This is a genomic window from Vibrio antiquarius (assembly GCF_000024825.1).
Taxonomy (GTDB): Bacteria; Pseudomonadota; Gammaproteobacteria; order Enterobacterales; family Vibrionaceae; genus Vibrio; species Vibrio diabolicus.
Window position 1 is genome coordinate 2,389,723 of record NC_013456.1, and the last position, 13,485, is coordinate 2,403,207.

Sequence of the window (13,485 nt, forward strand, 5' to 3'; positions counted from 1 at the left end):
TTGAAAATATACTCCCGAAACTTTAGATTAACAAATGATTAACATCACACTTTCACCAATTGGTCTGACCAGAACTTAGAAGGTGTGATCTAATCTTTTGAATTTAAGTCTAATAAGCAAATGATGCTCGCCTGAAGAAAATGACCAAGTTTCGCAAACCATCGTATTTGAAACGCTAGCAATGTCGTTAGGCGGTCGGAGTAGGAGGTGCGGGTTTGAAATGCAATTTAAGTTTATAGCTACTATAGAAAAGAGGGCTATCGAGTTTCAAACCGCCATTAAGTTGGTTACGCTGTTCGCCTCTTCTCTTACTTCTTTACGATACAAGCGGGCAGAAAGAATTAAATCGAATTTTTTTGAAAAAAAATGGAACTGTTTGGAAAAGGCTCGGTCTGAATAAATGTAACAACTAGGGCATTTTAAGTTTCACTGGCCGTCAAACTTGTTTCCATCTAATTGTTACGTTGCTGCTTTTTTCTTATTAACTCCTATGTTTGTATCCGCCCAGTCAAATTTTCGGCTGGGCTTTTTTTCGCCCGCAGATCTACAACCTAACTTTTCGATGATTCCGTTCATCTCCATGGTCTAGACATCCGCTCAATACGAAAGTGTCGCTATTAAGTCGCTGATGTACTGAACTATGGGTATAAAAAAGCCTCCCGATTGGGAGGCTTTACAAAATAGCGCATTTTTATCTTACGCTTGCGCTTTCTTAGGCAAAGAAAAGTGCAGTAAGGCATAGCCAAGTAATGCTGCTGTCGTCGAACCCATTAAGATGCCTAGTCGAGCATAGGTATCAAATTCAGGACTTACATTTCCGAACGCTAAAGAGGAAATGAAGATAGACATTGTAAAGCCAATACCACACAACACAGATACCGCAAAGATATGCTTGAAGTTAACCCCTTCAGGTAACTTAGCAACGCCCATTTTTACCGCTGCCCAGCTAAAGGTAAAGATACCTAGAGGCTTACCAACCAGTAGACCCAAAGCAATACCGAGTGGCAGCATTGAAGTCAGACCTGACATCGATACGCCTTCTAACGAAATCCCCGCATTGGCAAATGCGAATAGAGGCAGAATACCAAATGCCACGTATGGGTGAAGCGCGTGCTCCATATGTTTAAGTGGAGAATGTTCGCCCTGCTTTCCCTTTAGTGGGATAGCAAAACCAATCACTACACCTGCCAATGTTGCGTGAACACCAGATTTAAGCACCGCGAACCATAAGATCGCACCGACGATCATGTATGGCGTAAGTTTTGTTACTTCCTTCGCATTCAACATGAATAGGACACCAGTCATGATGAAGCCAACAAGCAACGCCATGGTCGACAGGTCACCGGTGTAAAATAGCGCGATAATAACAACCACACCCAAATCATCGATGATAGCAAGCGCTAGCAAGAACACTTTTAGGCTTACTGGTACACGCTTACCTAATAACGCCATGATACCTAAAGCAAAAGCGATATCTGTCGCCGCTGGAATTGCCCAACCAGAAATCGCCTCAGGATCGTTGGCATTAAAGGCTACGTAAATAAGAGCAGGAGCTAACATACCGCCAACCGCTGCAATCGCAGGGAAAATTGCGGTTTCTTTTGATTTTAACGCACCTTCAAGTAGCTCTCGCTTAACTTCAAGGCCAATGAGTAAGAAGAAAACAGCCATTAGGCCGTCATTAATCCAGTGAGAAACTGACATACCAAATACATAAGTATGCAGTACAGATTGATAAGTTTCGCCCAGCGGTGAGTTAGCAATGGTCATCGCAATTGCCGCGGCAATCACGAGAAGAATACCACCAGCTGATTCCATTTTGAAAAAGTCACGAATGACATCGTTCATGGTTTCGTCCTTATATTTATTATCTTAATAAACGATTAACAAAGAATGATAAGAGTGTATAGCGGTCGAAAACTTTAGAATAATCGCTTCTTCAGAGTATAAACTTCGATTTTTCCGATATGAAGTTTACTATACATCGTATTTTCCAACATAACACTCAATTTTGATCACAGCGCGTACTTGTTGTTATCGCGCCAAATGTTTATCAAGATTATGAGAAAATCAGCATAACATGGCATGTACTGTCATGATAACCCCATACTTTTGAGAAAAACTCAGGAAGTTTCATCCACTAAAAAACCACCCATTAGGGTGGTTTTTATCAGAATTTAATAACCAGTGAGCTGCATAAAGCCCCAAGCCTCGTTGGAGCCAGAAGCTAAGGTAGGACCTTCCCAATACGGTATAACAAACGGAAGCCACATATCTGATTTGATAATACGAGTGGTCAAGTTAATTTGATGCTTTGGAATATTAATAATCCACTGCAAAGGCAGCCTTCTTCCATTTGATAAACTGGTCACTTGCATTGGTTTAATACTGATATCATCATCTGAGAGATAAATGACTTTACCTGAGCGTGTGGACAAGGTGCCAAATACATGCGGTGTTTGTCCATGGTGGCGATAGCGGCTGACTGTCAGTGCTCGACCATCATCTAAATTGAATACAAACCAATCCCAACCCTGTTGCCCTTCACCAATTAAGCCACTGCCCCACTCTTTCTGAGCCCAAGCAGAGCCAGCAACAGAGAAGCGTTTGCCATTAATGTTCAAACTCCCTTTCACCTTTAAAAATGGCGCACTAAAACTGAAAGAGGCAACAGATTGCAACGCATGTTTAACCTGAAAACCTTTGTCTCCATTCACGACAAAGGGGCCATTTGTCATAGTATTGAGATCTAAACCAAACGCATCGGTAGTCACATTCAAGTTACCAGGGAAAGGCGTTGCACCAAGTGAACGCCACGTCCAATTATCAATCCATAACCTGAAAGGACGATTAGTCATGCCAGCTTGGCCTATCCCGCCTCTCGCTACACGTTGCTCTTTCCAGACGTGCGAACCATGGCTAACGACAACATGTGAAATATACAGTTGAGGGTTTTGCCATCCGCTGGTTTCTCGCTCATCCGTCGCGACCCTGAAGTAGCTCCATTGAACGTTGTATATTTTCCCTTGTTCATCTTTCAGTTTCGCAAAGTAGTGCCACCATTCATGTTGGTACTCGGGATGAAAGCGAAAGTCTGACGGTAAAGAGACATGCTCGTCAGGTAATACAGGTTCGAAAATCGTTTGATTTTCACGCGTTAGAATAGAATTAAGCTCGCTTTCTTGTGTCGCTGTCGCTTCCAACCAAAAAGTTGAGTAAAAAGCAGCCCCGGTCAAAAAGGCAAACGTAATAACAATCATCGTTGAAACTAACAAGCGTTTTTTAGAGCCCACTTTTTTCATTACAACGCATCCCTTAATGACTTCATTGGCGTACTCTTAATCATTCTAATAACTGGCAATGCGCCAGCAATCATGATGGCAAGCATCGCCCAAGCAATAGTTTGAGCGTATTCCCAAGGGATCGTTTGAAGCTCCAGAGACCAGCCGAATGATTGCTTAATGATAATATCAACGATCAAGTGTGCAAGTGCCAGACCAAGTGGCACCGCAATAATTGCGGAAATGGCCCCGAAGACAAACAACTGCAAACCACCTAATGCGACAAGTTCCTTTCCGGATACCCCCATACATCTCAGCAAAGAGAAGTGCCGCTGCCGCGACAACTCGCCCGCCAATGTCGCGAAGAATAAGCCAAACACAGCAATAATCAGCGTGATGTTGCCCAAGGTTCCTGCAATAGCGAAGGTATGATCAAATACCCTCATTGCCTGACTATAAATATTACCATTATCAAACACACGGTCTTGCGGGAGGCGGAATACATTTTCTAAGCGATTTTTCAGCCCCTCCCCATTGACACTATCTTTTAACACCACGCCAAGGCCAACATTGCCCGTCCCTGCAAATGCATACAGCCAATTCCGGTGCGACATCATCACCTGGTTATACGGGTTTCCATAATCGTAATAAACACCGACGACTTGCCAGTCTCCACCCAGTGGCTCCTGTAAGTTAATGAAGTCTCCTGGGCGAATATCCAACTTCAAGGCCATCGATTCACTCACCATCAAGCTCTTGGTCGCGTGCAGTTGATACCAGTAATTCGGGACACCTAGCTTTACCGTCAGTGCATCTAGCTCACCTTCAGAAGAGCCTGTACTCACCACTTGCAAGGCACCATGTTCGGTTGGCATATCTTTTTCCCAACGCCACCAAACCGAGTTGACTTCTGGTTGGTTTTGCAGCCACGCACTCATCCGAGCTGCTGAGTTATTTGTCGGATAGATATAAATATCCGCTGCTAATCGCTGGCTCAGCCATTTATCGGTCGTATCCCTAAAGCTGCCTACCATCGTTTCTACGCCGATGTTTGCTGCCAGTGCCAACATAAACGCCATTGTTGCCACACCGCGATAACTCATGCTCGCAGCCGCATCGGCAAAAAACCAACGTACACGTACCCAACGCATGGTGTAAGAAAAGCTCTGGAACATATGCCACATAATAAATGGCATGAACAAGGCCACACTAACCAACATCAGCGCAATAATGGCAAAGCCAGTTTCTTGTGTTTTCGGTGCTTGATACACTGCGATTGCCGCGACACAAAACGCACACGCAGCAAGAGCCTGCCAAGAGAACTCACGCCCTGCAAATCGCATTAATGACAGTCGAGAAGATAGACGAATTGGCTGTGACTTCAACAAACGAATCAATGGCCACAAACACGATATTAATGCGCCCATCGCTGCCATGATCAGACTATATAAGCTGGACTGCCAAGACCATCCTATTGTTAAACCTACGTTGGCATCGTACAAATCGCTCAGGCTCGATGAGACTGCAGGGATCAGTTCATTTGCCAAGATCAAACCAAAAAAGTTACCACACGCCCACGCAATAAAGACGAGCAACGACAACTCTAACAACAATGCTTGAGCCAACTGCGTTCCGTTGACCCCCGTCTGTCTCAAAATACCCACCAAACGTTGTCGCTGAATAAATGACAAAGACATCGCTTGATAAAAAATAAACAACCCGACCAAAAATGACAGCATCCCCATCGCAGTGAGATTCATGTGGAATGCATTAGTTAACGACTCAAGCTCCGTACGCGTATTCCTAACGAGCGTCATGCCATTGGGAAGCATGTTTTTCAGTGCTATTAGTTTTTCCTCTGGCATTTCACCACAAGAAATCGCAGACAAACCTGAGCTCCGCTTGAGCATACGCAGTAATGAGATGTCGGTAACCAGCCGAGTCCCAGAGAGCATTTTGTTTTTATCGACTTGAATCGGTCCGAGACGACTTCCGTCATTCATCTCAATAAAGTCCCCATCCTGCCAACTCATGTAAGCGGCCAAATCTTGACTGACTAGAATGGGATAAGGAGGTTTCATTAATGATAGAACGGGCATCTCACCCAAAGATTTGCCTTGCTGCAATGGAATCATCGCGACAGGATCAATCCCCACCAGCATCAAGCTCATGTCGGTTTTAGCATCTAGATGCAGCACGTCAAACGGCGCACATTGGTTAAACCCAGCTCGGCGCAACTGGATATAGAAACCTTGAGGAATTTTATTGGCAGAGTGTTTAGTTCGGATTCGGTATGGCAAAGGATTGGAGAAAAGCTTTTCTCCTGTCGCATAACTTTGTTTTGCATGCTGATTGATAGAAGTAACACCAACAAGAAGGGACACGCCTAAGGTTAACCCTAGCCAGACAAGAATAATTTGTAGTGGGTAACGACGGTAATGACCGAGTAGTGCCTTAACTACGGGCCATAACATGCAGTTGCCCTCCTTGAAGTCGAATCTTACCTTCCATATGGGCCGCCACTTTTTCACTGTGCGTCACTAACAGCAAAGTACACTCCAGCTGGCGAGCGAGACTCGTCAATAAGCGCATTACCGCTTCTGCGTTTCGCTCGTCTAGGCTACCAGTTGGCTCATCAGCGAGTAGGATTTTAGGTTCCATATAGAGTGCACGAGCAATAGCAGCACGTTGTTGCTGACCACCAGATGCTTCTTCCGGGTAGCGCCCTAGCAGAGGCATTAAATCCAGAGCAGAAAGAATTTGACGCCACAACTCTTTATCTTCTGGCAAACCTTTTAACTGACGACAAAAACGAATATTGTCGGCAATATTGAGCGTAGGAAGCAGGTTGAACTGTTGGAAGATATTACCAATATTGTTGCGGCGATAAAGGGTTCTCAAATGCTCTGGCGCATCATGCATGGCAAAATTTGGAAACTGAACTTCACCAGAGTCTGCAGTATCCAGTCCGGCAATTAAGTTCAGCAAAGTACTTTTACCCGAACCACTTTCTCCCATCAGAGCGACTTGGTCACCTTGCTGTAATGTTAATTCTGCCCCTTGTAATACAGGGTGAAATTCTCCCCCGTCTACATAGCCTTTACATAGGTCTGACAGTTTTAACATTGATTATGCCGCTCGGATGGTATTTAAAAATTGGGATCAGAATCTACACTAAAATCCTGTTAGTAGAAAGTATTTTGAATGCTTGATCACACTATGAGAGTACAAATGCAACTCGATTCACTTTCTGTTGCTAATTTTGTTGACGTATTGAGCAGATTTTTGCAGCTGCAGAAAGCTCTGTTTACCTCTATTGACCGATAAGGTTTTTCATCCATTTTCGGCTCACCATTCTTGGCAGACAAATCGTCCACTTCACAACTTCCTCGGTCAAAAAGAGTAAGTAAACCCATTGTGGGTCCCAACCGAGCTGAATCGCTGCAAATGCCGCGAGTGGAATCCCGATCACCCACTGCGCAAGAATGTCTTGATACAAACAAAACTTAACGTCACCACCTGCACGTAATATCCCAACAATGACCATCATCGGCACCGAGCGTAGTACGACACCTAAAGCAAGAATCACCAAAAACTGTTCAGCTAACTGGCGAGTATCCGCTGTCAGTGCACTAAACGCATTAAGGATCCATTGATTGGACACTATCAATACAACAGCGACCACAAATGCGATAAACACATTCAAAATGACCGTAGCCCAAGCTTGGTAATACACAGGTTCAAAGTTTTTCGCGCCGAGTTGGTTACCCACTAAAACCGCAGCTGCATTCGATAGGCCAATCATCATAGCGAGAGCGATTGACTCAACGGGCGTCATCACCGACAACGCTGCCAAACCTTGCACACCCGCTTGCCCCATGATGGCATGGTAAGCGAACAATCCACCAGCCCATGCCAAAAAGTTAAATGTGGTCGGTAAGGAAAGGCTCAAGAAACGCGTTATTTTGTCTAAAACCAAACCTGCGCGTATATCATCCCAACCAAATGCAATTATGTGTTTCTTCAGCCATAAATAGCCAAATAGACAACCGACTTCGATAGCGCCACTGCTAACCGTTGCAATGGCTGCCCCTGTAATCCCTAAAGCAGGAAAACCTAAGTGACCAAAAATTAACACCCAGTTGAGGAAAACATTAGACAGAATGCCTATACCACTAAAAAATGTGCTCAGCCCCGGTTGGTGCATCGCTCTCAACCCCACCGACATACTAGCGACACACGCAACAGCAAACATGCTAACGGATGAAATAATTAGATAGCTGGCCCCTAACTCAATCACTTCTTGTGAGTCTGTAGTCAGTTTCATGACTGGCTGTGGGAAAATAACAAACAAAGCAACGGCAATGGCGGCAAACACCATGGCTATCATCCATGTTAAAGCGGTACTGCGACGTACCCCGACTTTATCGCCTGCCCCCCAATATTGTGCGGTCAGTAATGCACCACCCGTCGTCACCCCAACTAACATGATGGTAGTAACAAACGTCGCGCGCGCCGCTACCCCAACAGCGGCTATTTCAGCTTCACCAAGTTGGCCGAGCATAAGCACATCGACGAGGCTTCGGCTAGAAAACATCATGCTTTGCAGTGTAATTGGTAGCGCGATCGCGAATAAGCGACGTAAGAATGCTTTATCTGCATGTATTGAGAGTTGAGAGAGAAAAGTCACAAGCGCTCCAACGACAACTTATTGATAGAATGGGGAAAGTGTCTCATGATTATACTCTGTGGTGTTTATTCCACCAACGATTAAAAGGACAGATAATGAAAAAGGTGTTGGTGCTAGGCGCCTCGGGTTACATTGGTTCTCAACTTCTTCCGTTACTCTTAGATAAAGGTTACGCCGTCACGGCCGCAGCGCGACATATCGATTATTTGGAGTCAAGGACTCGACCCCATCCTAATTTAACGTTGCGGTATCTGGACCTAGCCGACGCAGAAGCCACGCTCGCTGTGGTGAACGATTTTGACTTGGTATTTTTCCTAGTACACGGAATGGCACAAGGCGATGACTTTGTTGAGTACGAGCTAAACCTTGCTTTGAACTTTAAATACGCATTGGAGCAAAGCCGTGTCAAACATGTCATTTATTTAAGTGCCATCCAACCGCAAACCGGAAACTCGCGCCATTTAGCCGCACGCAAAGCAACGGGCAAAATTATCCGACAGTCTGGCGTTCCAGTAACTGAATTGCGTGCAGGCGTCATCATTGGCCCCGGCTCCGCGGCTTTCGAGATCATGCGAGATTTTGTCTACAACTTACCTATTTTGATTGCGCCTAAATGGGTCGACTCAAAAGCCAACCCTATTGCCCTACCCAACCTCAATCACTATTTATTGCAGCTGGCCGAAGCATCACCCCCAGAAGAAAACCAAATTTATGAAGTTGGTGGGCCAGATACACTCAGCTACCGCGAGCAGTTTAAAGTCATTTGCCGAATCACCAACAAGCCTTATCGGCTGTGGTCGACACCGTTGCTTACCCCCAAAATGGCATCGTACTGGCTCGGCTTGGTCACCTCTGTACCAGCAAACATCGGCAAAGCATTACTCGCGGGGTTAGAGCATGACTACATTGCCGATTCCAAAGCGATTGAAGCACGATTTCCGCAAACGCTGATCAACTACGAGCAAGCGGTATCCGATACCATTCAAGATGAAGGCACGTTTGTGCGCAGTAATGTTTGGGGCTTTGAGCCAGCGGCACTTCGTCGATGGCAACCGGGGTATGGCTACTACCCTAAACAAGCCGGTGCGAGCATAAAAACTCAAGCCTCCCCTGCGGCATTATGGAAAGTGGCTCAAAAAATCGGGAGTCGTGAAAAAGGCTATTACTTTGCCAACATTTTGTGGCGCACACGTGAATGGCTCGACATCTTTTTTGGTGGCGGGAAACCGATTCGCGTTTCTCCTCCGGGGCCGGAGCTCAAAGTCGGCGATTATATTGACTCTTGGAAAGTGATTCGCTGCGAGGAAGATCAGTTCCTCTCACTGTTTTTTGGGATGAAAGGCCCGGGGCTTGGACGTTTAGAAATTACCATCAAAGACCATGGTGATGAACGAGAACTGGATATCACCGCTTGGTGGCACCCGCAGGGGTTTCTCGGGCTGCTTTACTGGTTTGCCATGATGCCAGCCCATCTATTCATATTCAAAGGCATGGTCAAAGCCATCGCGAAAGAAGCCGAAAGTATCAGTATTACTCCTCAGGTGGGACAGTCTCTGGAGAATCTAGAGAAATAGGCAGGTGATGAGCAATCCCCGCATGGCAATCAATGCACGATTGCTCTCGACTTTCCATCATTTGATGTCGACGCGCAACGGTTCGTCCTTGCGCTTCGAAATCCATCTTGTCAACGGAATGGCAATATCGACACTGTTTTGATTTATTCTCGATAAACTGCTGTGTGACTTCAGCAGCCAACCTCGGACGATGCTCCGCCTCGAAGTTCTCTAACGTAATTTCTCCAGTCAGTTTGTGATAGATGTCGGCTGTAGCGCCGATTTTCAATGCGATTTTAGCAAAAAACTCCCTAGGGACATGGCAATCACTGCACGTAGCGGCAACCACACCCTGAGCATTTTTGAAGTGTGGAGATGCTTGGTACTCCTCAACTATCGTATCCATCCCAATATGGCAACTGTAACAAAACTCGTTGCGATTGGTGTAATCCATTCCAAAGTGGAAAACACTGAGGGCCGCCCCACCAAGGATAAACGCCAATAAGCCACCAATTGGTATGCCGAGCATCCATTTTCTGTTTGGTTTACGCCATAAACTCATTGGTGTTCATCCCAAAGTAGCGCTAGCGATAACTCGCATAGTATTCTACGAGCGCGTTTAAATCATCGGCACTAAGCCCTTTGAACGCCTCATCCATTTTTTTATCAACGGAGCGTTTGCCTTGCTTAAACTGTTTCAATGTCGTGGCGAGATAGCCCTTCTGCTGACCAGCTAAAATCGAAGCTTCATCCAGAGCGTTACTGCCACCATCCGAATGACAGTTCTCGCAACTTTTCGCGTGGATAGCCTTACCTTTCATCGCTAACGCTTGATCAAAAGACTGCTTAGCTGGCACAAACTCAAGCCCAGCATAATGCTTTGCTAACTCTTCAATCTGCGCCTCAGATAAAGATTTAACTATCGACACCATGTCGCCTTTTTGGCTCGTGTCTCCGTATACGTGATTAACCGAAGCTGAGGGTCTGCCTTCAAGGTAACGCAACATCTGGTCAAAAAAGTTGAACTCGGGAATCCCTGCGATGGTAGGAATATTCGTGTCTGAGCTAACACCGTTTGGCCCATGACAAGCTTCACATTCGTATTGTGAAATTAGCTCACTTGGTGACGCTAAACTGTGGGAGGCCAAAACTGAGCTAATGACTAACACCGAGGAAAATTTTAGAGAGAATTTAATTAGTTGGTGCATATTAGACTGACTCCGTAGTAATTATCTTTATTAATCAAAACCAGACAACGAATAAACGATAAGAAAATCAATTTATAAATGCGACTTAAAACCAACGATATCCAAGATAAAAATATTAAGCCGTCAACTATTTAAAGTATCGTAGTTCAATACCCTTACTTTTTCTGCGCTGACCTCTTCAATCGCAGAAAATCCAACCCAAATAATTGATTTAAAATGACAATAAATTCAACCCCAAAATTCACATACAAAAATAGTGGTTTATTTTAATAATATTTCATATTGCGTCTATACTCTTACAAGCCATGTGTTTCGATTTATTCAAGCGATGTAAATATGGATATTTTTTCTTTTGCCTTGAATATGAAATTAATATTTCAATCAATCGTTTATTGAAATATTCAACCATTCCCATGCATTCCCACTTACTTTAGGACGAATCGAGAGGGACTATGAACGGTTTAAAGTCGATCGCTACATTAATATTTTTTATTTTACTGCTCACCGGATGTGGTCCAGACAGCAAAAACGATCAGAATACACCACCACCTGCACTTGGTGATTTCGAGATCAGTGTTTCCGAGCCATCATTGGTCACTCAAGAAGCCGGGGAAACCAAACTGGTGGTCAATTTTACCGTCAAAGACGGCAGTGGCAGACCTCATGAGCTAGACGAAACGAGAGATTTTCGCATCGCACTTCTCAAAGCAATGCCCTCTCGTGTCGATACACAAAACTCGAGCGATCCAGCCTTTGCCTTCAATGGGCGCCATGGCAACACTTATTGGAAGAGTTTCCATCACTCAAGTAATACCGCAAATAACCGTGCCAGCATGGAGAGTGTTTGGGATGGAACACTAGTAAAAACAGACGAGGGGTATCGCTACACGTTTGCCATTCCTGACGTTTTGAAAGTGTCCGATCCTTATACTGCCGACTCTTCTAGCAACAATGGTTTTATCGCTTGGGATGCGGATAAACTCCACCGAATCGTCATGGCATATGGCGAGCAAGGCAACGGTTTTACCTACGTGTTTGAATGGGTGCCGCAAGAAAGTTCAGATACGGCTGTCTCTCGCAATGTAATAGAAAAAGGCACCTGCGAAAACTGCCATATGGGCGAACCGCTTCATCATGGACCGGGCTATCGCTCAATTGATAACAACATTGCCGTTTGTACCGCTTGCCACAATGACAGTAACCCTGGCGCTGCGCCAGCCAGACGCCCTCTCGCTGCCGTTGTTCATCAATACCACGGTAATGTTTTCAAATTAGGTAGCGACAGAAATAATACCGACACTTACAAACAGCCTGTCGACGAGAATGACGTGCTCGTTACCGACATCAATGGTTTAGTCATTGAAGGCAACCCTTTCCCGCAAGATGCCCGCAACTGTACAACCTGCCATTCAACCGATGTCGCGAAAGCATCAGACGCCAACAATTGGTTTGAACACCCAAGTCAAGTTGCCTGTGAGACCTGTCACTTGTACCGAGACAGAGGAGCGCATGATAACCAAATCGGTACGGGTTGGGTAAGAAACGGCGAACCACAAAACTCCTGCTCTGGCTGTCACCGACCTTATGACCGAGACGACAATGGCGCTCCAATCATCGGCCAAGACGCAAGCCGAAGTGCTAAAACGGTTCACGTAATGCGTTTAGAGAATCTTGCAAAGGCACGTGATTCGCTTGAAATCAACGTTGAAAGCGCGCGATTTATTGATGACCAGTTTGAGGTTGAACTAAGAGTGTCGAAAGCGGGCACAGGTATTGGATCCATCGACGAACTGACACCTTTCATCAATGAACATGGCCACCTCAATTTGTTGCTGAACTGGGATAACGGCCAAGGCCCGATGGTCGCAAACAACAGTCTCAACGTCGCCGATGATGGCGCACTTGGTGACGGCTGTGAGGCTCAAGGAGAAGGCCTATTCTTGTGTCATAAAGACTTCACTGACGCTGCGATTAAGCCAATCTCCAACTCTACGTTGACGGTTAACATCGCCGACATGCCACTTTGCGCCAACCGTAGAGATGGCGAGCTCGCCGAATGCGTCACGTTTGAAGGCATCGATCTTATCAAATCGCCTTTCGTCATTGCCGCCAATAACGCATCCGGCTCGTTTGATGTGTCTGGTATCAACAAGCAACACAAACTGCCAGTGGGCGCGGACATTTCATCGTGTAACGATTGTCACAAAGAGCTGACTATCCATAAGCTTGGTGAGCATCCGCATGCCGCCACCGACTTCCAACAATGTAAAAATTGCCATAACTCTGAACGTTCTGCGTTTTATCCTGGAATGGCAGCTGATCTAAAGTACCACGTACACTCATTCCACGCCTTTGGCTCCGCTCATAGCGGTGAAGCGCCTTTCCCTGGCGCAGTCAACAACTGTGAGGCCTGCCATACCAATGCTCAATACAACTTACCTAGCCAACAAAATACGCGCCCTTCTCTTGCGAGTGGTAAGTACTTTAGTCCTGCATTAGTCGCCTGTGGCGCGTGTCACTTAGAGTCATCTTTAGCTAATGCTGACCCGGATAGTGTGGCAGGAGATGCGACTCTGAACCATATGCTGAATCACGGCGCCGTATTTGGAGCAGACACAGCAGCACAAGCCATGGGCTCCGAGCAATGTGCAACTTGCCATGCCATTGGTCAGTCACAAGGGGTAGATAAGGTTCACAAGGTATACGACTACCGTTGAATTCGTCATTGAACACAATGCTTTGACAATTAAGGA

9 protein-coding genes are annotated in these 13,485 nt (G+C 45.6%); 2 read left to right on the forward strand and 7 right to left on the reverse strand.

Annotated features, from left to right (window positions below):
- Positions 1-696: 696 nt before the first annotated feature.
- From nhaA to VEA_RS11135, 5 genes are all read right to left on the reverse strand, one after another.
- Entirely contained in the window at positions 697-1,848 is a 1,152-nt protein-coding gene (gene nhaA / locus VEA_RS11115; RefSeq protein WP_006742626.1) for a Na+/H+ antiporter NhaA, read from the reverse strand.
- A 329-nt stretch (positions 1,849-2,177) separates the two neighbouring features.
- A complete protein-coding gene (locus tag VEA_RS11120) occupies positions 2,178-3,302 on the reverse strand; it encodes a lipocalin-like domain-containing protein (protein WP_006742627.1) in 1,125 nt (374 codons plus the stop codon).
- A complete protein-coding gene (locus VEA_RS11125) occupies positions 3,302-5,755 on the reverse strand; it encodes an ABC transporter permease (RefSeq protein ID WP_005393229.1) in 2,454 nt (817 codons plus the stop codon). Before VEA_RS11125 ends, VEA_RS11120 begins: the two co-directional genes overlap by 1 nt.
- The gene (locus tag VEA_RS11130; RefSeq protein WP_005393230.1) at positions 5,736-6,407 is read right to left on the reverse strand and encodes an ABC transporter ATP-binding protein; all 672 of its coding nucleotides are present in this window, start codon (positions 6,405-6,407) and stop codon (positions 5,736-5,738) included. Before VEA_RS11130 ends, VEA_RS11125 begins: the two co-directional genes overlap by 20 nt.
- Before the next feature lie 187 nt (positions 6,408-6,594).
- A complete protein-coding gene (locus VEA_RS11135) occupies positions 6,595-7,971 on the reverse strand; it encodes an MATE family efflux transporter (RefSeq protein ID WP_012841925.1) in 1,377 nt (458 codons plus the stop codon).
- Positions 7,972-8,066: 95 nt separating this feature from the next.
- Here VEA_RS11135 and VEA_RS11140 point away from each other — a divergent pair, with 95 nt between their 5' ends.
- A complete protein-coding gene (locus VEA_RS11140) occupies positions 8,067-9,545 on the forward strand; it encodes a DUF2867 domain-containing protein (RefSeq protein WP_012841926.1) in 1,479 nt (492 codons plus the stop codon).
- On the opposite strand, the gene VEA_RS11145 is transcribed toward VEA_RS11140, so the two are convergent.
- Both VEA_RS11145 and VEA_RS11150 read right to left on the reverse strand, forming a co-directional pair.
- Positions 9,502-10,086: a NapC/NirT family cytochrome c gene (locus tag VEA_RS11145; protein WP_012841927.1), complete on the reverse strand. Its 585-nt coding sequence runs from the start codon at positions 10,084-10,086 to the stop codon at positions 9,502-9,504. The genes VEA_RS11140 and VEA_RS11145 overlap by 44 nt on opposite strands.
- A gap of 22 nt (positions 10,087-10,108) precedes the next feature.
- A complete protein-coding gene (locus VEA_RS11150) occupies positions 10,109-10,732 on the reverse strand; it encodes a c-type cytochrome (RefSeq protein ID WP_006742630.1) in 624 nt (207 codons plus the stop codon).
- A gap of 452 nt (positions 10,733-11,184) precedes the next feature.
- Between VEA_RS11150 and VEA_RS11155 the strand changes: the two genes are divergently transcribed.
- Positions 11,185-13,449 carry an OmcA/MtrC family decaheme c-type cytochrome gene (locus VEA_RS11155; RefSeq protein WP_006742631.1) on the forward strand — a complete coding sequence of 755 codons (2,265 nt, stop codon included), beginning with the start codon at positions 11,185-11,187 and terminating at the stop codon, positions 13,447-13,449.
- Positions 13,450-13,485 lie beyond the last annotated feature (36 nt).

What these genes read in the sequence shown, in the direction of transcription:
- nhaA (WP_006742626.1), bottom strand. Translation starts at nt 1,848, where the DNA reads ATGAACGATGTCATTCGTGACTTTTTCAAAATGGAATCAGCTGGTGGT.
- VEA_RS11120 (WP_006742627.1), bottom strand. Translation starts at nt 3,302, where the DNA reads ATGAAAAAAGTGGGCTCTAAAAAACGCTTGTTAGTTTCAACGATGATT.
- VEA_RS11125 (WP_005393229.1), bottom strand. Translation starts at nt 5,755, where the DNA reads ATGTTATGGCCCGTAGTTAAGGCACTACTCGGTCATTACCGTCGTTAC.
- VEA_RS11130 (WP_005393230.1), bottom strand. Translation starts at nt 6,407, where the DNA reads ATGTTAAAACTGTCAGACCTATGTAAAGGCTATGTAGACGGGGGAGAA.
- VEA_RS11140 (WP_012841926.1), top strand. Translation starts at nt 8,067, where the DNA reads ATGAAAAAGGTGTTGGTGCTAGGCGCCTCGGGTTACATTGGTTCTCAA.
- VEA_RS11145 (WP_012841927.1), bottom strand. Translation starts at nt 10,086, where the DNA reads ATGAGTTTATGGCGTAAACCAAACAGAAAATGGATGCTCGGCATACCA.
- VEA_RS11150 (WP_006742630.1), bottom strand. Translation starts at nt 10,732, where the DNA reads ATGCACCAACTAATTAAATTCTCTCTAAAATTTTCCTCGGTGTTAGTC.
- VEA_RS11155 (WP_006742631.1), top strand. Translation starts at nt 11,185, where the DNA reads ATGAACGGTTTAAAGTCGATCGCTACATTAATATTTTTTATTTTACTG.